The sequence below is a fragment of the Siccirubricoccus sp. G192 genome, assembly GCF_019084075.1.
GTDB lineage: Bacteria > Pseudomonadota > Alphaproteobacteria > Acetobacterales > Acetobacteraceae > G192.
On sequence record NZ_JAHREN010000003.1, the window covers coordinates 37315 to 58587 of the forward strand.

At 66.9% G+C, this 21273-nt stretch carries 19 protein-coding genes; 17 read left to right on the plus strand and 2 right to left on the minus strand.

Annotation, left to right across the window (positions count from 1 at the left end; translation table 11 throughout):
- The first annotated feature begins 137 nt into the window (after window positions 1–137).
- Window positions 138–1010, plus strand: coding sequence for a replication protein RepA (locus KSF81_RS28130; RefSeq protein WP_254454368.1), 873 nt, complete (start codon window positions 138–140; stop codon window positions 1008–1010).
- A gap of 187 nt (window positions 1011–1197) precedes the next feature.
- Here KSF81_RS28130 and KSF81_RS28135 read toward each other — a convergent pair whose 3' ends face one another.
- Together KSF81_RS28135 and KSF81_RS28140 are read right to left on the minus strand one after the other, a co-directional pair.
- Complete coding sequence (locus KSF81_RS28135) at window positions 1198–1896, minus strand: hypothetical protein (RefSeq protein ID WP_217382164.1); 699 nt, start codon at window positions 1894–1896, stop codon at window positions 1198–1200.
- Window positions 1897–1985: 89 nt separating this feature from the next.
- Complete coding sequence (locus KSF81_RS28140) at window positions 1986–2741, minus strand: FRG domain-containing protein (protein WP_217382165.1); 756 nt, start codon at window positions 2739–2741, stop codon at window positions 1986–1988.
- A 996-nt stretch (window positions 2742–3737) separates the two neighbouring features.
- On the opposite strand from KSF81_RS28140, the gene KSF81_RS28145 reads away from it, so the two are divergent.
- From KSF81_RS28145 to KSF81_RS28220, 16 genes are all read left to right on the plus strand, one after another.
- A complete protein-coding gene (locus KSF81_RS28145) occupies window positions 3738–6263 on the plus strand; it encodes an ATP-binding protein (protein WP_217382166.1) in 2526 nt (841 codons plus the stop codon).
- A gap of 41 nt (window positions 6264–6304) precedes the next feature.
- Window positions 6305–6877: a Pvc16 family protein gene (locus KSF81_RS28150; RefSeq protein ID WP_217382167.1), complete on the plus strand. Its 573-nt coding sequence runs from the start codon at window positions 6305–6307 to the stop codon at window positions 6875–6877.
- Complete coding sequence (locus tag KSF81_RS28155; RefSeq protein WP_217382168.1) at window positions 6874–7584, plus strand: hypothetical protein; 711 nt, start codon at window positions 6874–6876, stop codon at window positions 7582–7584. Before KSF81_RS28150 ends, KSF81_RS28155 begins: the two co-directional genes overlap by 4 nt.
- A 23-nt stretch (window positions 7585–7607) precedes the next feature.
- On the plus strand, window positions 7608–9095 hold the full coding sequence (locus tag KSF81_RS28160; protein WP_217382169.1) for a hypothetical protein: 1488 nt from the start codon (window positions 7608–7610) through the stop codon (window positions 9093–9095).
- Between the two features lie 14 nt (window positions 9096–9109).
- The gene (locus tag KSF81_RS28165; protein WP_217382170.1) at window positions 9110–10669 is read left to right on the plus strand and encodes a phage tail sheath family protein; all 1560 of its coding nucleotides are present in this window, start codon (window positions 9110–9112) and stop codon (window positions 10667–10669) included.
- A 40-nt stretch (window positions 10670–10709) separates the two neighbouring features.
- Window positions 10710–11120 carry a phage tail protein gene (locus KSF81_RS28170; protein WP_309139785.1) on the plus strand — a complete coding sequence of 137 codons (411 nt, stop codon included), beginning with the start codon at window positions 10710–10712 and terminating at the stop codon, window positions 11118–11120.
- A 24-nt stretch (window positions 11121–11144) separates the two neighbouring features.
- Complete coding sequence (locus KSF81_RS28175) at window positions 11145–11540, plus strand: hypothetical protein (protein ID WP_217382171.1); 396 nt, start codon at window positions 11145–11147, stop codon at window positions 11538–11540.
- Between the two features lie 17 nt (window positions 11541–11557).
- Entirely contained in the window at window positions 11558–11719 is a 162-nt protein-coding gene (locus KSF81_RS28180; protein WP_309139786.1) for a DUF6760 family protein, read from the plus strand.
- 10 nt (window positions 11720–11729) lie between these two features.
- Entirely contained in the window at window positions 11730–12155 is a 426-nt protein-coding gene (locus tag KSF81_RS28185; RefSeq protein ID WP_217382173.1) for a phage tail protein, read from the plus strand.
- A gap of 14 nt (window positions 12156–12169) precedes the next feature.
- The gene (locus KSF81_RS28190) at window positions 12170–13243 is read left to right on the plus strand and encodes a hypothetical protein (RefSeq protein WP_217382174.1); all 1074 of its coding nucleotides are present in this window, start codon (window positions 12170–12172) and stop codon (window positions 13241–13243) included.
- A gap of 14 nt (window positions 13244–13257) precedes the next feature.
- Entirely contained in the window at window positions 13258–13947 is a 690-nt protein-coding gene (locus tag KSF81_RS28195; RefSeq protein ID WP_217382175.1) for a hypothetical protein, read from the plus strand.
- Window positions 13919–15031 carry a phage late control D family protein gene (locus KSF81_RS28200; protein WP_217382176.1) on the plus strand — a complete coding sequence of 371 codons (1113 nt, stop codon included), beginning with the start codon at window positions 13919–13921 and terminating at the stop codon, window positions 15029–15031. Before KSF81_RS28195 ends, KSF81_RS28200 begins: the two co-directional genes overlap by 29 nt.
- A 5-nt stretch (window positions 15032–15036) precedes the next feature.
- Window positions 15037–15672 carry a phage baseplate assembly protein V gene (locus tag KSF81_RS28205; protein ID WP_254454376.1) on the plus strand — a complete coding sequence of 212 codons (636 nt, stop codon included), beginning with the start codon at window positions 15037–15039 and terminating at the stop codon, window positions 15670–15672.
- Window positions 15673–15685: 13 nt separating this feature from the next.
- Window positions 15686–15985 (plus strand): PAAR domain-containing protein, encoded by a 300-nt coding sequence (locus KSF81_RS28210; protein WP_217382178.1) that lies wholly within the window; start codon window positions 15686–15688, stop codon window positions 15983–15985.
- A gap of 6 nt (window positions 15986–15991) precedes the next feature.
- On the plus strand, window positions 15992–16402 hold the full coding sequence (locus tag KSF81_RS28215) for a GPW/gp25 family protein (RefSeq protein ID WP_217382179.1): 411 nt from the start codon (window positions 15992–15994) through the stop codon (window positions 16400–16402).
- A gap of 632 nt (window positions 16403–17034) precedes the next feature.
- The gene (locus KSF81_RS28220) at window positions 17035–21060 is read left to right on the plus strand and encodes a hypothetical protein (protein WP_217382180.1); all 4026 of its coding nucleotides are present in this window, start codon (window positions 17035–17037) and stop codon (window positions 21058–21060) included.
- Window positions 21061–21273: the final 213 nt, after the last annotated feature.

The window sequence follows — 21273 nt, forward strand, 5'->3', positions numbered from 1 at the left end:
TACTAGCTCCGTCGGTTAACCCCACACTTGACGACGCTGATTACAGACCGCCATTCTCGCTAAGAACGCTGGTGGTGAATGCTGTGGGGGACATACACCGTCTGGTCGTCCAGCACGGACGCGAGAGAGCTCGGGAGATGGTCCCGACGAAGCAACGCCATCTTGTTGATGTCGCGGCAGAGGTCTTGGCTGACGAGGCCCAGAACCTAGGCATTACCTACAGCGGCTTCTGCCTGACCGGTTTTCCACACAAACGCCTCCCTGATGGCGAGGTTTGGGAGAAACGGGGCCACAACGTCACCCTGCTCGTCGAGCCGGGACGCTTGAAGACTGGCCCAGGACCAACTGTCCTGTTCGGCGTTCCCTACGGCGCCCGGGCCCGCATGATCCTAATCTACCTCCAAACACAAGCGGTTCGGACAGGGAGCCGAGAGGTTCACCTTGGGCGGTCCATGCGCAACTGGATGGGCCGGATGGGGATGGCGGTCGGCGGCGAAACCGCCCGAGCATTGCGCGACCAAGCCCGACGGATCTCGGCCTGCAGCATTAAGTTTTTCTGGACTGTCACCGACGAGGCTGGCCGCGCAAGCGATGGCTTCGAGCGTGGAGCTATCGTCCGCAATGGACTCTTCTTCCGTGATGACGGTGAACAGGGGAACCTCTTTGAGGACATCGTCACCCTCGATGAGACCTTCTACAAGGCACTGAGTGATCACCCGGTACCACTGCTCGAGAGCGCGATTCGGCAACTGAAGGAGCGCTCAATGGCGCTCGACATTTACATTTGGCTTGCCTACCGACTCCACGCCCTCGCGCAGCCGGCGCCGATCAGCTGGACCTCACTGCATACGCAGTTCGGCACCGGCTTTAAACTTGTCCGCCAATTCAAGCCGCATTTCCTGGACGCCCTTGCAGCCGCGACAGCCGCCTACCCAGACGCAAGGGTAAATGTGACCGAGACAAGCGTGACGCTCCATCCATCGCGGCCCCCAGTGGCTCGTATCGGCTAGAGCGTCGGTAGACCCCACACCCTTTTCTCTCGGGGATCTACCAGCAATATCAAGCTCCTGCATTGCCGCCACGAATGGCTTCGTGGACAGATTTGTCCTCACGGCCAACCACACTGGAGACAGCGACAACATAGCGGCGGTCGCCGGAAATCTGCTTGCTACCGTGGCATCCACTGCCACGTCTGGATTAGAGCAGCTTGGTTCCCACCTGCCGGGACGAGCTGCTTGGCGCCTTGGGACGCGGTAGCGCCGGGCGCAGGGCAGGGGAGAACGATGTGTTCTGTGCCGGGCCTTCGTAGCCGTCATCGACAATGAGGCGTAACTGCACCGCACCACCCTGGGCTCCGGCCACCTCGGCCGGCAGCAGGGTCAGCGGCACCGGCCAGAAACACTCGACCCGGTCCTCGCCACGCAGCGCCAGGAACACTACCCGCTCCACCTGGCCACCCTCGCCGGTCTCGACCGCAAAGCGGAAGACCAGCCCCTCGGCCGCCTCGGTGCCCAGCGCCAGCGAGAGCTGCTGCGCCTCGCCCTCCTGCCGGCGCAGTGTGCGCTCGGTCGGCTCGTCGGCGGCGCCGCGGTAGAAGCGGACCGGCACGCCCTGGCCATTCGAGCCGATGACGAAGACGAAATGGGCGCTGTCGTCCAGCACCTCGAGCCAGGGATAGTCGCCGGACGCGGCGGCCCGCTTCAGGCGATGGCGGCCAAAGGCGAAGGCGCGGCAGCCGACCGACCAGGGATCGTCGCCGAGCTCGTAGCTGGCCATGGCCAGGGCATCACGGCGGGCATTGGCCAGCAGCCTGGCGCAGAGCCGCAGGCGATCCTCGCTCAGCGCTGGGTGGAAGTCCCAGGGGAGACAAGGTGGCGCAGGGGAGGGCGGCTCCATATCGGAACCATATCACGACAAGACTCGGTAAACGGAAATGGGGCGATGCAAGCCTCCCCTAAGTTCGCTCGGGATTGTGGATGCCACCTCTAGGGGAGCCCCCTCAATTCGTCTGCCAAGTTCGCAAAGTCAGGAAAGATCTCCCCCCTCGTGATGCTGCAAGCTTGAATCTCCAGCGCCATGCGCTGGACGCACTTGGCTGGGATACAAAATTTGAATAAGTACTTCTCATGACCAAGTCGAGTATTGAGAGGCTTACGGTCTGAGTGCACAGTAAATGCGCCCTGCTGTACCACCATCCGCGCATCATGCTCAACAGACATTACCGCGAGTACCTTGCCGTTCTCCTTTCTGGTTCGGAAGGCCGGCTCGATCATCTTCTCGCTGATGTAGCCATCTATAGGTGGTGTCACTCCTTCGAAGCCCTCTGATTCATTGAGCGTATGAGGTGCAAGCATCCAGATGACGGCATCTGCTGGGGCGTAGTTCTTGTCAGAATACTTTGAGACAGCGAAGTACGCGGCGATAAGTGGCGAACGTGACCAGTCAAGCAGCCGAGTAGGGAGGCCATAGTGCTGCATCAAGCTGAGCCACGCTGGGAAATCGTCGCGTTCAGGTACAGCTGAGCGTCGGAGTGCTGCGCGAGTGCGAAACCTATTCGTGAAGTTACGCTCATGATCACTATTGTAATCTCGCCAGATAAACGGCTGGATGTCCCAGTCCACTGACCTATGACCTCGGAACCAGCGAACCACGCCATCAGACTGCAACATTTTACAAACTTGGTCGATGAGTTCGCCAGTGCTGTGAATCAGCACTGTATTGTCCTTTGCAGAAGCTGCCATGGGTTTTCTACCCCCACTGCTATCCCTCAGGCCAGTTCCGCGGTCGGGTCCGGCCGAACCCCATAGGACCGCAGCTAAGCCGCGCTCGGCTAGACCTTTTTGGCGAGAGCAATCGGCTGCTGCGGCCGGACCATAGTGGGCCGTGTGAGATAAATGCTGTGCCCGTAGCGTGGCCGTGCGCAACGGCAAAATCTACTGCTGGGGAGGGGAAGATTTCCAGAGAGGCGTTTTCATAACTAACCTACGTTGAGTTAGAGTCTGTACGCGAAATAACCGGGCTTTTTGTGTTGACTTCGATACGGGAGGCGGCGTCGGCCCAGTCCTCCCATGTCGGGCCTATGTCTTGCGCGGGCATTTCCAGCGTCGCTGACCTGCCGCACATATTTTGGAACGCAATGATTAAGCGGCGACCGATCGCTAAATCCCTGACGCACAAAGAGGTTTATTTGCGTACAGCCTCTTAGCATGAACAGCAGATCTGCGCTGCAGGATCCTACACTGCGGTCGCAGGCGGGCCGTCTACATACTTATAATTGCAGTCTGGCTCGCTCGGGATGTGGAAACCGCTTCTTACGCAGTAGCTGGCGTCATACTGACGGGAAGAGGCGGAGGCCGCGACGCCGGGCGCTTGTTCCGGCCCTGCCTCACCCGCGGTAAGCGGGGGATCGCGGTGGAAGGCAAAAGGGCAGACCCGGACAAGCGTCCGAGTTTCGGTCGCCATTGGGTGACGAGCTGCTCACGCGCCAACTCGACATTGCCAACGTCTGCGTCCTTGGGATCCGCCTCCTCGCCGCGCTCCTGAGCGCCGCTACGGCCCGAGGGCGCGAGCGGATATGCACATCAACCCTTTGGTCGAACCGGCCTAGTCGATGGCTGAGCCAGATGGACCGCGTTGCCGATCTGCGAGCTAGGCCAGAAATCAATCTCCGAGAACCATGGCTAGGAGGTTGCGGATATGAGTTGATCGGTGCGTAACAGACCGGGCGGGGCTGATGCATGCCGCCGAGCGAGACATTCATTCTTGTTGTGCATGCGCGGAGCGCCCGACTTGACGGTGAGGCGCTCGTCAAGGCGATCCGTAGCCGGGCGCGCGATTTGCACCTGACGGTGCAAGCCCCGTACGATCCCGAAGCGATTCGTAAGGCGCTGACCGAGACAGGGGCCCCGCGCGCATTCCTGCTCATCGCGGGCCCGGCTGATATCGACGCGCAAATCCGCGCTCTGGCAGAAGCGCACCCCGGTGTGTGCCTTGTCGCGGTTGAACCGCGGGCGGACAGGATCCGCCTGGAAGTGCCGCAGCTCGGGCTCGATGGCCTTGTCTCCCTACTGCGCAGCATGCCGGCCACTTCTCTCGGCGGTAAAGGGATGGCCGAGCGGATCGCGCATGTCGCGATCGCCCTCGCCGAGGGAAACCAGGAGAATCAGGCCGACACGCGCGACGGCATCATTACCGACTGGCTTGATGCCACGCTCCGTCTGCACATTGCGCGTTCGCGCGTGGCGGATGACGAGAAGCTGCCGGGCCTGACACTATCTGCTGCCACGGCAGACCGCCTTCTGGCACAGCGGCGTGGGCGCAGCGCGGAGATTGCACCGGACTTGCTGCTCGACATGCATGCCCAGGCGGAAGCGAGACTCACCAAGAGCCTGGACGCGGAGGAGGAGGAGGTCACCCGCCTGACCCGACTTGCGCGCCGGATAAGGCTGGATTCGATCGAGGTGAAAGCGCTGCTGCTCTGCCTGGCTCCGGAACTTGATCCCACCTACCAGCGCGTCTATGGCCTGCTGAACGATGATCTCAGCCGGCGTAGTGCAACACTCGGTCTCGTCGCGTCCGTGCTCGGCGAGCCGGCCACCATGCGGCACAGGCTCGCGACGCTTGGCGGCCTCGCGCGCTGGCGGCTAGTCGAGCCGCACCACGATGCGGCGCTTGCGGCAGACCACACGCTGCGCGTGGATGCCGCCATTGCTGCCTGGCTGATCGAGGATCGTCCGCTCGCGGCCGCCGATCCGCGGTTCTCCGGCTGGCTGCATGCCGGAAGCTGGGGTGGTTCCGAATTGGTGGATGGCTGGCCGGAGACGGAGCGCTTGGCAGGACTGCTGGGCGACGCGGCGCCGGGCTTCATCGTGCTGGGCGGCAGCACCCCTGCAGCAGATGAATGGTGCGCCATTGCCGAAGCCGCGGCGCAGCGTCAAGACCGCGAGCTGCTGCGCGTCGTGCCGCCTTCATCGACGCCATCCGGTTCGGCGGACCCCAGCGAAGCGGCGGCGCGCATTGCACGCGCCGCGCGGCTGCTCGATCTCGTACCGGCGATCGTGCCGGACGGCCATGGAGCGGACCCCGGCACAGCGATCGCTCTGCTGGAGGGCCTAGCGAGGCAACCCGGCTTTGCCGAGAGCGGGCCCGTGCTGCTCCTGGCGGACCCCGGTCCCTTCGCCGCGGCCCTGGCGCCCGGACGCTACATCGTCCTGGCGCGCGCGCCGACCGCCATGCCGGCGCGCGTAGACATGCTGCGGAACGCCGCGTCACGGCACGGGGTAGGGCTCGCTAAGGCGGGGGCTGAGAGACTCGCTGCGGTGTTCCCGCTGGCTTCCGCTGCGATCAGCAATGCTGCGGAGCTGGCAACGGCGTTGGCTGCCGCCGAGGACGCCAATACGCGAGCAGAGGAGCCGCATCTCGCGCGCGCGCTGCGCAGTATCGCTATGCCGCGGCTGCCACAGTTCGCACGCCCTATCGAGCCCGCCTTCAGCCTCAAGCAGATCAAGCTGCCCGAGGAGCAGTCGGCGCAGCTGCGGGAGATCGTGGAGCAGTGCCGGCATGCTGGCACGGTGCTGGACCGCTGGGGCTTCGGTGCGCAGCTCCCCTACGGCCGCGGCGTCGCCGCGCTGTTCTCCGGTCCCAGCGGCACTGGCAAAACGATGGCGGCGCAGGCCATCGCGCGGGCGCTCGGGACCGAGCTGTTCCAAGTGGACCTCGCCCGGGTGGTCAGCAAGTATATCGGCGAAACCGAGAAGAACCTGGACGTAGTCTTCGACGAGGCAGAGCGTGCCGGCGTCGTGCTGCTCTGCGACGAGGCTGATGCGCTGTTTGGTAAGCGAGGTGAGGTCAGGGACGCGCACGACCGTTACGCGAATCTGGAGACAGCCTACCTTCTGCAGCGCCTCGAGGCCTTCGCGGGCCTTGCCGTGCTCACCTCCAACCTCCGACAGAATATCGATTCCGCCTTCCTCCGGCGGTTGCGCTTCGTCGTGGAGTTCCCGCGCCCGGACGCGGCGGCGCGCGAGTACATCTGGCACCAATGCCTGCACGGTGCGCCGCGGTCGGATGACGTCAACGAGCTTGCGATCCGGGTGCTGGCGCGCCGGCTCGAGCTCACAGGGGGGGAACATCCGACAGATCACGCTGCGGGCAGCCTTCGCCGCCGCGGCCGAAGGCAAGGGCGACAAGGCTGCGATCACGCTGGACCATCTCGTCGAGGCGGCGCGAGCGGAACTCGTGAAACTCGGCATGCCGGGCGTTGAAACGGCGCTCGCCGCCTTGTCGCGTGCGGCGTGAGGCGACGATGAGTGATCGTGCCATCGAGCAGGTATTGGAAGCGCTCAGGGCCCGCCTGCAGGCCGCCCTCGGCCGCTCCCGGGCGACTGCCACGGTGCATGTCGGGCCACCGGACGACAGCGAAGCGCAGTCCAGCGATCTCAGCATCCTCCTCGTGCGCGCGGCCGCCACGCCCACGCTGCGCAATGACAAACGGCACCTTCCGCCCACGCAGGAGGGCCAGCCGCCGCGCGTGCTGCCGGGTGCGGTGCCGCTCGACCTCACGGTGCTGCTGACCACGGCGAGCAAGGAGACGGGCGGTGAGCGGGATGCACTCGGCCGGCTCGGGCGGGTGATCCAGACGCTCGCACTTACGCCGATGATCGGTCCGCCGGAGGTGCCGGACCAAGAGGCCCGCATCACCCTCGAGCCCGCAACGACGGAGGAACTTACCCGGATCTGGGCGATGTTCCCCCAATCCTCCTATCGCCCCTCCCTGATTTACCTCGTCACCCCGGTCTGGATCGATCCGCCCGACCAATCAGAGCCGCCGATGCCGGTGCTCAGCGACAGGCGGCTTGTCGGGCAGTTCGCGTCATGAGCGGCGCGTGGGAAGGGGCGCGGCGCACGGTCCACTTCGACGCGGCTGCGGAGCGGCGCGTGCTGTTCGCTGTGGAACTGCTGGATCCGCTCACCGGAGGCACTATCAGCGCCGGTGTGCGGGTTTCCGTGCGCGGGCTGGCGGACAAGCCGCTGCACAATCTCAGCGGGCGCTTCGTCTTCCTGGAGGAGCCGGGGGCGGTGCCGGGCAAGGTGCGGGTCGAGATCCTCGGTGCTCCTTTCGAGCCGCCCGAGGAGGTGGATGCACCCACCCCGCCGCTGGCCGATGATCCGCCGGACGTTGTCGCCAGGAAGCGGCTGCTGCGCATCCTGCTGCACCCCTCCCCTGCATACGTGTTCCCGCCCGACGCAACGGTGCTCCGCGGCTGGGTGACGGACGGTGAGGCGCGGCTGCCGCGGGTGCTGGTGAGGGCGAGCTTCACCGACCGTGTGGCCGGCCACCTCGCGGCTAGTCCGGCAATGACGAATGCGCAAGGCGACTTCGCCCTGCCGCTACGGCTCTCCCTGCGCGAGCGCAGCCGGGGCGATCGCGTGGAGTTGCAGCTCAGCTTCACGCGCGGCACCGGTACCGACGCAAGGAGCCGCATGTCTGGCGCGCTGACCGTCTCCGAGACCGGAGATGTCTCCACCGGCAATCCTCCAAAGCCCGTCGAAGGCTTCGACTGGCGCCAGCTAGATGCGGCCTGATCCGAAGGAGGGATTCCGCCCACATGTCAACGACCACATCGCCAAAAACTCACCCGGCGCCCGAGGCCTCCCCGCCCAAAACCTTGGAGGAGGCGGCCAGGCAGCTTGCTCTGTCCGCCGCCAAGGGCAAGTTCCTCGATACGGTCAAGGGCGAGAGCCAGCAGGCGATCGCCGGCTTCGCCGTGCAGCAGAAGAGCTATGAGCTCAAACATGAAACTCTGCGCACTAGGTGGGAGCAGAACGAGCGCGCCGTGAAGGATCTGCGCGGAAAGCTGATCCACCAGTTTGGTGATTGGAAGGAATTGCTTTGCAAAACAGTGTGCCAGACGAAGGACGAGATTGAGGCCGCCGAGATCGCGCTCGGTAAGAAGTCGGAAGCGGTGGAACTTCCTCTGCAACGTCAGATCCAAGAAGCCGACGGGGAGCGGCAGGCGGCAAAGGAAAGATTCACATCCTGGTCAAAGGCCGCCGACACGCTCGAAAAGGCCCTCACGGAGACGGCGGCTGAGATCCAGCAGGTCGTGCAGCTGCTTGGCAAGCCGGAGAAGGTCTTCGCGCTCTACCGCTTCTGGGTGCGGCTGCAGCCCGCGCACTACGCCGTCGCCGCCTCGAAAGAGTGGGCGCTGTTCCAGAACGGGGAAGTTTCCACGGGCAAGGCGCCTTGGGAGGCAATCTGCGCTAACTGCCGCGAGGAAGGAGGTTCCGGCACCGGGCAGGACCGCGGCAACATGCCGGCCGAAAAGGCGAATAGCGGTGCCGGCGTGTCCAGCCGCAACAAGGATACCGCAGCGACGCCCGCCTTCCACAACTTCGGCGACCTCCACGTCGAGGCGAAAGACCCATGCGCCGGGGGGCGGCGCATTTGGGTGAAGATTGAGGATAGCACGACGAAGGTTCCCGACCCGGCGAGTCCCGGGACCTCCATCCCGGTCGGCGTGCGGGTGAAGGTGGCTTACTGGAGCGAGGAGCCCCAGAACGGTGTGTTCGATCCCTTTGCCGAACCGTGCCGCGAACCACGCCCGACTCAGAAACCCGAGGATTTCGACAATGTAGTGATCGCGGATGAGACATCGCCCGATCACTTCGCGAAGCGTGTCAACGAGAACTCGGCCCTGGTCAAGCTTTCCATCCTGGACGGTGCGAACTCACCTCCTCAGGTGGTACGGGAGGAGAGATGGCTGGACCAGGGCGGCAACGCCAATGGCGGCGCGACGCCGGCACGCGCTGCGCACCTAATACCCAAGGACCAGCTCGACGCGACCCTCATGCAGGCGCTCGAGACCTACCGCGAGGCAGGTCTAAAGCATGCAGAGAAGCTCGCACAATTCGAGATCGCCAAGGCCGATTTTGCTGTTGCAAAGAAGAAGCTAGATGACCTTCGAAAGGGTGAGGAGGAGGACGCAAAGACACGCCTGCAGAATTCGCCGCGGCCAGCCGACACCAAGACCGGTGCGGAGACGGACAGTCAGAACACGTCGGCGTCGAGCAAAGCCAGGCAGGTGACCGCGTGACGAGGAGCTGAGCGATGCCCGAGTATCTAACGCCCGGTGTCTACATAGAAGAAATCGAACGTGGGCCCCGCCCGATCGAGGGCGTCGCCACCAGCACGGCAGCCTTCATCGGTGAGACGGAACGGGGTCCGACCAGGCCGCGCCTCGTTACCGGCTTCAACGACTACCTCCGCTGGTTCGGGACCGTCTTCGATCCAGCGAAGTTCATGCCGCACACTGCCAGCGGCTTCTTCGAGAACGGTGGGAAGCGCCTCTATGTGTGCCGCATCGTGGGTGACGCGGCGACGACCGCCTCCCGCGACTTCGGCGACCTCCATGTCGAGGCGACCGGGCCCGGCGCCTGGGGCCGCCGCATCTGGGTAAAGATCGAGGACAGCACGACGAAGGTTCCCGACCCAGCGAGTCCCGGGACCTCCAAACCTGTCGGCGTGCGGGTGAAGGTGGCCTACTGGAGTGAGGAGCCCCCGGACGGCGTGTTCGACCCCTTTGACGAGCCGCGTCGCACGCCGCGCCCAGCCTTGCCGCCCGAGGATTTCGACGACGTGGTGATCGAGGACGAGGCATCGCCCGATCACTTCATGAAGCGCGTAAACGACAACTCGCCCCTGGTCAAACTCTCGATTCTGGACAGCGCAGCATCGCCTCCGCAGGTGTCTCGAGAGGAGGCGCGGTTGGACCAGGACGGTGTCGACGACCCGAATCCGATCGGCACCGATGACTACGAGGGCGCTAATGTCGAAGCCGACAAGCGGCGCGGCCTGGAGGCGCTGAAGCTAGATGAGTTCCGCGAGGTGTCGCTGGTCTACGCGCCCAACGCGCCCACGGATGTTGTGAAAAAGCTGATCTCCCACTGCGAGAACCAGAAGTTCCGCTTCGCCGTCGTGGACAGCGCACCGAATGTCGGCAACTCCGCGAGCCTTGACCCTCGCACGATGATCCAGGAGACGCAGTACGCAGCCTTCTACTATCCCTGGATCTATGTGCCGGATCCCAGGACGGGTGTGAAACGGAAGATCCCGCCAGGCGGCCATGTCCTCGGCGTTTACGCCCGCACGGACATCGACCGCGGTGTGTATAAAGCTCCGGCAAACGAGACGCTCGGTGGCGTGATCGAGTTGGAATACAACATCGATGACAGCACTCAAGGGCAGCTCAATCCACGTGGGGTGAACGCGTTGCGCCGTTTTCCAGGTCGAGGTCTGCGGATCTGGGGTGCGCGTACCCTCTCTGCCAATGCATTGTGGAAGTACGTTCCCGTCCGGCGGCTCTTCATTTTCATCGAGCGCTCGATTTACGAAGGCACGCAATGGGTCGTCTTTGAGCCGAACGACGAGCGGCTCTGGGCGCGGGTCACGGACACGATCCGTCTCTTCCTCCGTGGCCAGTGGCGCGGCGGCGCACTGATGGGCCGCACCGAGGAAGAGGCGTTCTTCATCACCTGCGACCGTACCACGATGACACAGGATGACATTCTAAACGGGCGTCTGGTCTGCGAGATCGGAATCCGTCCTGTTTACCCTGCGGAGTTCGTCATCTTCCGCATATTTCAGCACACCGCAGAGCCGCAGCGCTGAGACGGAGAGATCGAGATGGCACGCAAAGACCCCCTCCGCAATTTTTCGCTTCCGCCTCGAGATCGACGGCATCACTCAGGCGGGGTTCAGCGAGGTGGCAATCGGTGAGACGACGACCGACGCCGTTGACTACCGCGAAGGCAACGAGCCTGCGCATGTGCGCAAGCTCTCCGGGCTGACGAAATACGGCAACATTACACTCAAGGCCGGTTATACCGATTCGCTGGAGATCGCAAACTGGCACAAGCGGATTGTGGCCGGCGAAATCAGCAGCCAACGCAAGACTGTCACCATTGTCGTGCAGGATGAACTTGGCGCTGACAAGGCCCGCTTTGTGATCAGCGAGGCCTGGCCGTTGAAGTACGACCCGAGCGACCTCAATGCCAAGGGCAACGAGGTCCTGATCGAGACACTCGAATTGGCCAATGAGGGCCTCGAGCGCACGCGCTAGCGCGCGATCCGAAGGAGCAAGCCGATGAGTAACAGGGCCGCACCGGCTTTTAGGACCGAGGTGGAATTCATCTTGCCGAAGGGCTACCTCGACGAACACGGTGTGCTGCACCGCGAGGGCGTGATGCGGCTTGCCACAGCGGCGGACGAGATCCTGCCGCTCCGCGACCCGCGCGTGCAGGCCAACCCCGCCTATCTCGCCGTCATTGTCATGGCACGCGTAGTGGTACGGCTGGGCTCGCTTCCTGAGGTGGATACGCGCGTCGTGGAGGGGCTCTTTGCCTCCGACCTCGACTATCTCCAACGGCTATACGAGCGGCTGAACGGCGCGGAGGAGAGCGAGCCAGCGCCGGGGATCGCCCTGCAGGGCGGCGCCCCGAGCAATCTGCGCGCGGGGATGACAGTCCTGGGGGAAGCCTAACGGCCTATCCTCGACGTCTGCTCTACGAGGAGATGGCCTTTCTCGCCTTCCACTTCCACTGGAGCCGTGAGGAGCTGATGAGCCTAGAGCATGCGGAGCGGCGGCGCTGGTGCCGCGAAATCTCGGCAGTGAATCGCCGGTCGATCGGCGCACCGCCGAACCCCTTCGACCTGGCTTGAGGCGAGCGCCATGACGCGCCAGCAGGATCCCTACCGAGGCTTCCGCTTCCTCATCGAATTCGAGCGCCTGCAGCAGGGCGGCTTCAGCCGAGTAAAGGGCCTGGCGAGCGAGACGAAAGTGGAGTCTTACCGTGAGGGCGGCGTGAACGACTTCGAGCACCGTCACGTCACTCAGACCTCATTCCCGAATATCGTGCTGGAGCACGGCCTAACCAATGAGAGGCTCTGGGAATGGCACCGCCGGACGGTGGAGGGGCGCGTGGAACGCAAGACGCTATCTGTCATTCTGCGCGACGCAAATGGTGACGAGGTCTGGCGGCTGCACGCGCATGGGGCGTATCCCGTGAAGTGGTCGCTGGCCGACCTCGATGCATCGAGCAGCGCGGTGTTGGTCGAGAGCGTCGAGTTCGCGCATCACGGACTCCGCCGGGGATGAGCGCTCTGAGGGACATGGCGCACCGACCCGGCGTCGCGGCGCGGCAGGCCTGGCCGGTCCGGGCGGCGCGGCGTATGGGCGCGGGGCAGCCGGCTGCACGGCGTGGCTGGACGCCGCTGGCGCTGGCCTGGCGGCGGGCGCGCCTGGCTGCACCGCGGTTGGAACTGCGGCTGGCGCAGCGATTCGAGCTGCTGCTGCGGCGCGGAGAGTCCTGCGGGCTGCTGGTGCATGGCCCGCTTGCCTCAGGTACTGCGCCGCGCGGCGCGGCGGCGTCGCACCCGGACCGCCCGAACACGTCGCACTGCGCGGCCCTCGCTTGGCGGAATGGCCGGCCGGATAGGACGCCGCGCAGCGCGCTTGCGGCGGCGCGGTTGCGGCCGCTACTGCAGGATCCGCGTGCCGCCGCCGCGCAGGCGCCCGCCCGCCCGGGTATCCTGATGCTGCGGCCCCTACTTCGGTTGCCGCGCGCCAATGCGGAGGTCACTACCCTGTCCTCGCGGCGCTACCCGGACGACGCTATAATCGCCCCCGCATCCATTGCCGTGCAGTGGCCCGACCGGCGTGTGCCCGGCTTCATGGGACCCTTGCCGGCAGGACCTGCTGGCGTGTGGCCCGCATTGCGGCTGCGAGCGGCTGGGCCGGCGCTGGGGCACCTCGACGCGTCCGCCTCGGCCGGGCTGGTCCGGCAGATGGCACCGATCGAGGCGCAGAACCGCGCTCCGCTCGCCCTAGTGCTACATGGTGAACGCGGCCGGGCTCGCCCGGAGGTGGCTCGGCTGACGGAGGCCGCCAGGCGGTTGGACCTTGTTTGGCGCTTGTCCGAAGCTGCGGCAGCGGACGGTGTGGGCGCGGGTGGCAGCACGACGCATGCCGCGCCTTCACAGGCCGTGTCCATCCATACCGCGCTTGCTCAGGCCACGCTCCGCGAGGCTGCCGATGCACCGCTCACCGCCGCGGCGCCTGCCGCGATGCCCCGCACGGCGGTACCCGCGCGGGCCGAGTCGGCGCCGAGCGAGCGTTTCGTGGACGATGTCGTCCGACGCATCGAGCGGCGGTTGCGCATCGACCGTGAGAGGCGCGGGCTGTGAGCGGGTCGCAGCCCATGAACAAGCTTGAGAAAGCCGTGATTGAGATCATGGCCGGGGAGCGCCGGGGCACGCGCATCGGGGTGCTATTCAATCCCACCGAGTACACCATCGAGCGGTCGAACACCTATAAGGCGACCGCGCTGCTCGGCCTCGGCAGTCCGCTGCTGCAGTTCGTCAACGGCGATGCAGACCAGCTCTCTATGGAGCTGTTCCTGGAGGATTTCACTGACCCGCCGCGCGCCGGCCCAAGTGGACCGCCGCGGAGTGTGTCAGAGCGGATCACCGAATTGTCCCGCCTCCTGCTGATCGACAGCTCCCTGCATGCGCCGCCGCCGGTGAAGTTTGCCTGGGGGCGGCTGAGCTTCGATGCAGTCATCGAAAAGTTGAGCCAGAAGCACACGCTGTTCCGACCGGACGGCACGCCGGCACGTGCGACGCTCTCCGTCTCCTTTAAGGAGTATCGCTCGCTTGGCCGGCAGCTCCGGGAGCCGCGGCGCGAATCCGCCGATAAGACGAAGCGGCGGCAGCTCGACGCCTCCGACTCTATCTGGGCGTTGGCGGCGCGCGAATACGGCGACGCCGCTTTCTGGCGCCTCATCGCCGAGGCGAGCGACCTGGACAACCCACGGGAGCTCGCTGCCGGTACATGGCTCTTGCTACCGCCGTTGGAGGAGAATGGCGTTGCGCCTACAGGAACTCGCTGAGCGCCACGGCGACTTCTACGTCCCGGCCTTCGCGGTGCGGCTTGGTCGCGCCGACCTAGTGCGGCAGATGGCGGTTGCCGTCTCCCAGGCCGAGGCGGATCTCAGCCTATCGGGCATGGGCCGCTTCAGCTTTACGGTCGTCAACGCCTTCGACGTGGCGAAGCAGGACTTCCTGACAGGCGATGGGACGCCACTGCTGGAGAAGCTGACTTTCGGCGCCTCGGTCGAGGTTGCTATGGGCTACGGCGATGTGCGCGCGCTGCCCGTGCTGGTTTCCGGCGTGGTGACGGAGATCGGCACGAACTTCGCGGAGGGCGGGTCGCCGGAACTCACCGTCTCCGGCTACGACCACAGCTACCCGCTCTCGGTCGGCAAGAACAGCCAGAACTGGGCGAAGGCGAAGGATAGCGACGTAGTCGCAATGATCTCTCGTGCCCACAACCTCGACACGGATATCGTGCCCACGCGGGAAGAGCACGCCCAGATCGAGCAGAACCAGGAGAGCGACCTGGAGTTCGTCCGCAAAATTGCCGAGCGCAACCGCCGCTACAAGGTCTACATCTCGGGCGGGCGGACGCTGCGCTTCGGACCGGCGCGCGACGGCTCAGGCCCAGTCGCGACGCTCGCCTTCGGCGCGGGGCTGCTGAGTTTCAAGCCCGAGGCGAACCTGGCCGGCCAAGTCGGCGCGGTGGAGATCCATGGCTGGGATCCGAAGCGCGGGGAGCCCATTGTCGGGCGTGCTCGGCGCGGTGACGAACCCGGCCGCGACGCCCGCCGCGAGAGTGCGGGCGACAAGCTCCAGCGCGTCGTCCGCGGTCAGTCGGTGCTGCGGCTGCGCCAGCCCGTGCTAAGCCAGGCGGAAGCGGAGGCTCGGGCGCGCGCCGCACTCGCGGAACGCGCCGAGCAGTTCCTGAGTGGGGAGGGCGAGAGCCTCGGCCTACCGGAGATCCGGCCGGACACGAACGTCGCGCTGGAGAGGATCGGGACACGATTTTCTAAGACGTACTACGTCGAGCAAGCGACGCATCGAGCGGACAGCAACGGCTATCGGACCCGCTTCAAGGTGAAGGAGACGACGCTGTGAACGCCATGCTGGAGCACGCGCCCCGCGAGACGGCACTTGAGGCCGGCGGCTATGCCAAGGGCGTGGCCGTCGCGCTGGTGACGCAGAACAGCGACCCGGAAGGCCTGGGCCGGGTCAAGGTGCGCTTTCCCTGGCACACCCGGCCGAGCGAGAGCCACTGGGCGCGAATCGCCGTCCCGATGGCAGGCAAGGAACGCGGCACCTTCTTCCTGCCGGAGCCCGGCGACGAGGTGCTCGTCGCCTTCGAGCGGGAGGACATCCGATTTCCCTACGTCGTCGGCGCGTTGTGGAATGGCAAGGACAAGCCACCCGCGACGAATGCGGACGGCAGGAACGACCTGCGCTTCGTGCGCTCCCGCAAGGGGCACGAGCTGACCTTCGATGATGGCGCGCGAGGGCGTGTCGAGCTGAAGCTGAACGATGGGAAGCGGCGGCTCTCTATAGAGGACGACACGGTCCGGTTGGAGGACGGCCAGGGCAATAGCCTCGAATTCTCCTCGACGGGCGGCAGTGTGACGCTGCGCGCCTCCCGCAAGCTGGCGCTCAGCGCGCCGGCCATCTCGATCGAGGCCAGCGGGACGCTAGAGCTAAAGGCCGGGCCGACACTGACCATCAAGGGCGGCCTCGTGCAGATCAACTGAGGGAAGCACATGCATGGGACAGCCCGCTGCACGTCTCGGCGACCCGACGAGCCACGGCACGCCACTGGGCCCCGGGCCTGGGCTGCCGAGCGTGCTGATCGGCGGACAGCCCGCCTGGCGCGCGGTCGGAGACACGCATCTCTGCCCCCTCTCGGACGGGCCGAAGCCGCATTTCGGCGGCACGGTGCTGCGCGGCAGCGCGACCGTGCTGATCGGCGGTTTCCCGGCCGCGCGGCAGGGTGACACCGTGCTGGAGGCCGCGCCGCCGAACGCCATCCTCGGTGGTTTCCCTTCCGTGCTGATCGGGGGCTGAGACGCCGTGGAGGATCGCAAGGAATTCCTTGGTCGCGGCTGGGCTTTCCCGGTAGCGGTGGATCCCGAGACCGGCCGGACCGCTATGGCGGAGCACGAGGCCGATATTCGCCAAGCCATTCGTATCATCCTCGGCACCAGCCCGGGCGAGCGGGTGATGCGCCCAGATTTCGGCTGCGGCGTGCACGACCTCGTCTTCGAATCGCTTGACACCGCCGCACTCGCCCGCGTCGAGGACAGCGTGCGCGATGCGCTGGTGCGGTTCGAGCCGCGGATCGAGTTGCTGCAGGTGGCGGCCGACGCGCTGCGTGCGCCCGAGGGTGAGCTCACCGTGAGCATAGACTACCGCGTACGGCGTACGAACCAGAGCGGCAATCTCGTCTATCCCTTCTACTTCCGCGAAGGTGCTGCGTCATGAACGCGCAGCCGCCCGTCTTTCCCCGCCTCGACCGACGGCGCCGGCGCGAGCTGCTGGAGGAGATGTGGCGGCTGGTGCCGACCTTCCTGCAGGATTGGCAGCCCGGGCGTGATGAGGAGGATGTTGGCCAAGCGCTGATCTCCATCGCGGCCGCCCTGCAGGCGGAGGTAACGAGCCGCCTAGATCGCGTGCCTGAGAAGGCGTTCCGGAACTTCCTCCTGTGGGCCGGGATCAGGCCGGAGCCCGCCCGCGCGGCACGGCTTCCGGTGGTGCTGCGTATGGCAGAGGCGGCGACCGCTACCGTGCTCGCACCGGCGCGGCTGCGGCTGCAGGCGCAGACCGAGCCCGAGCCCACAGTCTTCGAGACCGAGCAGGCACTGCGGGTCGTGCCGGGCCGGCTCACACATTTGGTTGCGGCGGATGGCAGCGGGGACAGCATCTTCCTGCCGCCTCCGGGTCTGCTGGCCCCCGAGGCGCCGGCGGGCGGGCTGACGGTGCGGCGGCATCCTACCAGCCCCGCAGGCGCCGGCGCGGTGCGCCTGCAGGTCACGCCGGCCCTTGGCCTGGAGGCTGGGCAGATCCTCTGCATCGGCACGCGGCAGCACGTCATCGAGGCCGCGGAGCAGGACATCGTGACCGTCGCCCCGCCGCTCACGCAGGGGGTGGACGAACGGACGCCGCTGGAGGTGGAGACGGGCTTCACCCCATTCCGCCGTTCCGCCGCGGCCAGCGGCATGCCCGGCTGCTTCTCCGAGGACCGGCAGGTGCATGCGCTCTACCTCGGCGATGCCGATCTGCTGAAGGTCGAGGGCGCAGCGACGATCGCCCTGCTCCGCGGCGCTGCGCTCGCGGACGCGCAGTGGTCCTACTGGGGCAGGGAGGACAAGGGCGAGGCCGGCTGGCGGGGCATGACGGTGAAGACCGATGGGGACCGCCTGCTCCTCGCCAAGCGTGACGGCGCCATCGAGCCGCGCGAGGTGGAGGGCCGCGCCGGGCGCTGGATCCGCGCCGAACGGGCCGCGCGCGAGAGGGCCCTGACCCTGCGCGAGCTCCGGATCGCGACCGCCTTCGACGCCGAGGAGGCCAGCAAGGCGGGGCGCCCGCCGCTGCGCTTCGAAGCCTTCGCTAACACGGTGCCGCTGGTGACGAACACCGAGTTCTATCCGCTGGGGCGGGAGCCGCGCCTGTTCGACACCTTCTATCTTAGCTGCCCGGAGGCCTTCTCGAAGCCCGGCGCGAAGGTCACTCTACAGTTCGTCCTCGCCGACGCGACGCTGGGGCCGTTGGTCGCCACCTCCGGTGCATCCTCCGCCTTCGCGGTTGCGCAGGACGGATCGCTTTACCGCCTGGACCTCGCGGGTGCCGGCGGGCAGCTGCGCATCGTGCCGCTCGATGCGCCGGCCGTGCGGCCGCCTGGCGCGGCGCTTCCCTCGCCAGACGATCGGCGTGTGGCGCTGACGCCACAGCAGCGCCCGGCCGTGGCGCGCGACGCTTTGCTTGCTGCGGCGCGTGCGGGCGCGGATGTCTGGCTCTGGGCGTTGATGGCAGAGCCCAATGCTTGGCCTGCGGGCTGGAGCGCTCTTGGTGCGCCGGCTGAAGCTGCCGAACCTGTCGCACTGGTCCTTTCCTCCACTCAGGGCGCGCCTACGGTGTTCGCGGCGGTGGGTGGGAGCATCTTGGCCCGCCGCCTCGCTCCGGGTCACGCAGGGCAGGGCTGGCAGCAAGCCGGCACCCTCGACAGGGACATCACCAGACTAGTGGGCGTGCAGGAACCGCTCGGGATCCCGCTTTCGAAACCGCCAGTGCTGCTGGCGGTGACGGACGGTGCGCTTCACTTGATCCAGCAGGGCAATGCGCCAAAGCGCGTGCCGGGTGTGAAGCTCAGCGGAGAGGTCGAACCGGTCGCGCTGCGCCGGCCGGATGGCCGCATTCTAGTGATGGCGGCCGATCAGGAACGCCATCCTGTCGGCCACCTGGTAAAGGCTAATGGCACCTCGGCGCAGAAGATCTGGACGGCGGGCACGGTCCTTCCGAAAGGTGGGGGCTTCGCGCTCATCCCCGTCGCCGGATCGCCCTTCCCCGTGGCAGTGTTCCGCTCGGACAAGGGGCAGGAGCTCAAGGCTTGGCTGGTTGGCGCGGATGAACCGCTGCCCGACCAGCAGGAGCTGCCGGCCGATGCCCTTCCCGGTGTGCAGCCGGCTTGGATTGCCGGGCACCTCCTTGTGGCGGGACCGGAGCGCGACGTTTTCGTGCGCCGCTGGGAGGGCGGCCCGACGGTGGTGCCACGCCTAGCGGCAGACCTGCTCTCCGGCGTGCGGCTGGAGACCGCCGTGGATGCCGAAGCCGTTGAGCGGATCGGGCCTGGTACCGGTTGGCAGGTCAGTCGTGTCCGCGAGGTGATCGAGGAGACAGGCGTCGCCGCGACCGCCATCTACGTGCCAGAGGCGCCGTTCAGCGAGAAGGGGAATACCGGAGAGCCCAAGTATCGGCTGCTCGGGGCCGACGCTGACCATAAATTCGAAGGCGGCGAGGCGAGCGGGGAGGGGAAGCTTACGCTCAACGAAAACGACAAGGAGGCAGCAGTCGGCCGCACGATCCGCGTGGAGGATGCTGGCGCCCGGACCTTCCACCGGATCACGGAACTGCCTCCGCCCTCCGGGACCTTGCCGCGCAAGGTCGCCGGTCTGCTCCCACCGCTCGCCGCCCAGCCTGGCGCCACGATCGCCTATGACTACCCGAAGGTCCTGGCGGAGGACCTGGAGGGAGCAGCGCGTCCGGTCTTGAACCTGCACGGCATTGCCGAGGAGGTCCGCAAGCGGATCGAGGAGGCCGGCCTCGTCCTAGATGCCGTTCCTACCTTCCAGCGGATCCGGGGCTTCGGGAAGACGAACACCGACCTGGCGGCGCTTGGCGCGGCGTGGACCACCCCGCCCAAGCCGAATGCCCAACTGGCGCTCGTCGTCCCCGCGCCGACCGGTGCTACCAGCTGGGATCACCAGCAGGACCCCACCGATCCCAATCCTGAACTCTCCTGGGAGTACTGGAATGGCTTCGGATGGTGGCGCATCGAGCGGCTGCTGGACAACACGCGCCACCTGCTCGACAGCCGCGACCTCACCTTCGACGTTCCGGCGGACATCGCCGAAACGGACATCGCCGGCCGCACTAGCCACTGGATCCGTTCCCGGCTCATCGGCGGCGAGTACGGGCGCGAGGTCTACAAGGTTGAGAGCACGGGGCCGGACGGCAACAAGACCACCGTCCAGACCGCCGTGCGCGACACCAGCCAGATCCGCCCGCCGCGCGTCCTGGGGCTTGCGATCTCCTACGAGGTGCCGGATGCAGAGGCCCGCCCACCCGAACACATGCTCAGCCTCGACAGTGGCGGCTGGCGCGATCAGGCCGAGGCGAACCGTGCCCGCGACGCCGTCGTCACCGCCTTCGAGCCGCTCGGGGAAGTTCTCGGCCGCCTCGGGCCCGACCGGGCTGCCGCATCCGGGCACGGCCTCTACATCGGCTGCGATGCGCCACTCCGGGGCGGCTCGATCCGCCTGCTCGCCCTCGTGGCCGAGCAGGCGGGGGAGACCCGGCTGATGGCCGAGGCACTCCGCGACGGACGCTTCGCGCCCGTGCCGCTGAAGGACGAGACGGGCGGGCTGCATCAGCCCGGGATGCTCACCCTCTCGCTCGACGCAGCCCCGAGCCTGGCCGCGCTGTTCGGGGTGGAGGCCTATTGGCTGCGCCTGCGTCCCACACAGGACGCGCCCTGGCAGCCCGAGCTGCACGGCCTGTTCCTGAACGCCGTCATGGCGGAGGCGGCGGAGACCCAGGAATTCGAGATCCTCGGCTCCTCCGACGGCGCGCCGCGCCAGCGCGTCTTCCTCGCCCGCCCGCCGGTACTGCCGGACAGCCTGGAACTCCGCGTGCGCGAGCCGCTGGGCGAGGAGGAGATCGCGGAGCTGCGGCGCGACGACCCGGGCCGCGTGCTGATCGATGTCGAAGGCCAGCCCGGCGCCTGGGTACGCTGGCGGGAGGTGGGCGATCCGGACGACGCCGCGCCGCGCGAGCGCGGCTATGCGCTCGACCATGCAAGCGGCGAGGTCCGCTTCGGCGATGGCCTCGCCGGGATGATCCCGCCGCCCGGCCTCGACGCGGTCGCCGCTTTCTCTTATCGCCGCGGCGGCGGTGCGGCGGCGAATGCGGTGCAGGCTTGGGATGCGCTGCAGCTCGTCACGCCGGTGGAGGGGGTAGAGGCGGTGGTTGCGCCCCGGCCTGCCGCGGGTGGCGCCGATCCGGCCGGAGCGGAACGCACCATCGCCTTCGCGCCCGGACGCATCCGCCATCGCGACCGCGCCGTGACGGCGGCCGACCTGGAGGCGCTGGCGCTGGCCGGCTCGCCCGAGATCGCGCAGGCGCGCTGCATCCCGCAGGCGCGCCCGCCGCGCCTCGTCGTTGTGCTGCGCGGCGCCGATCCGCGCCCGGGCAAGGAGTTCCGCGACGCGCTGCGGCGACGCCTGGTGGAGCATGCCGCACCGGGACTCGGCGCCGCGGGGGGCTGCGCGTGGATGCGCCGCTCTTACGCCGGCTGCGTCTCCGGCTCGGCTTCGTGGTCGAAGAGCTGGCCCTCTCCGGACCCCTGGAGGAAGCAGCGCGGATAGCGCTGCAGCGCTTGCTAGATCCCGCGGAGGGCGGCGTGGGTGGCGGTGGCTGGCCGCTTGGTGCCGTGCCGCGGGACGGCGAGGTGATGGCCGTGCTCGCAGGGTTGAAAGGGCTGCTGCGCGTGGAGTCCATCGCGCTCGAGGAGGTGCACGAGGCGACGGCAGGGTCCTTCCCCGAGCGGATCGCCGCGGGGGGAGCTCGTGATTCTCGCG

Excerpts from the sequence above, each read along its gene's own strand:
- KSF81_RS28130 (WP_254454368.1), top strand. The coding sequence starts at position 138 with ATGGTCCCGACGAAGCAACGCCATCTTGTTGATGTCGCGGCAGAGGTC.
- KSF81_RS28135 (WP_217382164.1), bottom strand. The coding sequence starts at position 1,896 with ATGGAGCCGCCCTCCCCTGCGCCACCTTGTCTCCCCTGGGACTTCCAC.
- KSF81_RS28140 (WP_217382165.1), bottom strand. The coding sequence starts at position 2,741 with ATGGCAGCTTCTGCAAAGGACAATACAGTGCTGATTCACAGCACTGGC.
- KSF81_RS28145 (WP_217382166.1), top strand. The coding sequence starts at position 3,738 with ATGCCGCCGAGCGAGACATTCATTCTTGTTGTGCATGCGCGGAGCGCC.
- KSF81_RS28150 (WP_217382167.1), top strand. The coding sequence starts at position 6,305 with ATGAGTGATCGTGCCATCGAGCAGGTATTGGAAGCGCTCAGGGCCCGC.
- KSF81_RS28155 (WP_217382168.1), top strand. The coding sequence starts at position 6,874 with ATGAGCGGCGCGTGGGAAGGGGCGCGGCGCACGGTCCACTTCGACGCG.
- KSF81_RS28160 (WP_217382169.1), top strand. The coding sequence starts at position 7,608 with ATGTCAACGACCACATCGCCAAAAACTCACCCGGCGCCCGAGGCCTCC.
- KSF81_RS28165 (WP_217382170.1), top strand. The coding sequence starts at position 9,110 with ATGCCCGAGTATCTAACGCCCGGTGTCTACATAGAAGAAATCGAACGT.
- KSF81_RS28175 (WP_217382171.1), top strand. The coding sequence starts at position 11,145 with ATGAGTAACAGGGCCGCACCGGCTTTTAGGACCGAGGTGGAATTCATC.
- KSF81_RS28185 (WP_217382173.1), top strand. The coding sequence starts at position 11,730 with ATGACGCGCCAGCAGGATCCCTACCGAGGCTTCCGCTTCCTCATCGAA.
- KSF81_RS28190 (WP_217382174.1), top strand. The coding sequence starts at position 12,170 with ATGGCGCACCGACCCGGCGTCGCGGCGCGGCAGGCCTGGCCGGTCCGG.
- KSF81_RS28195 (WP_217382175.1), top strand. The coding sequence starts at position 13,258 with ATGAACAAGCTTGAGAAAGCCGTGATTGAGATCATGGCCGGGGAGCGC.
- KSF81_RS28200 (WP_217382176.1), top strand. The coding sequence starts at position 13,919 with ATGGCGTTGCGCCTACAGGAACTCGCTGAGCGCCACGGCGACTTCTAC.
- KSF81_RS28205 (WP_254454376.1), top strand. The coding sequence starts at position 15,037 with ATGCTGGAGCACGCGCCCCGCGAGACGGCACTTGAGGCCGGCGGCTAT.
- KSF81_RS28210 (WP_217382178.1), top strand. The coding sequence starts at position 15,686 with ATGGGACAGCCCGCTGCACGTCTCGGCGACCCGACGAGCCACGGCACG.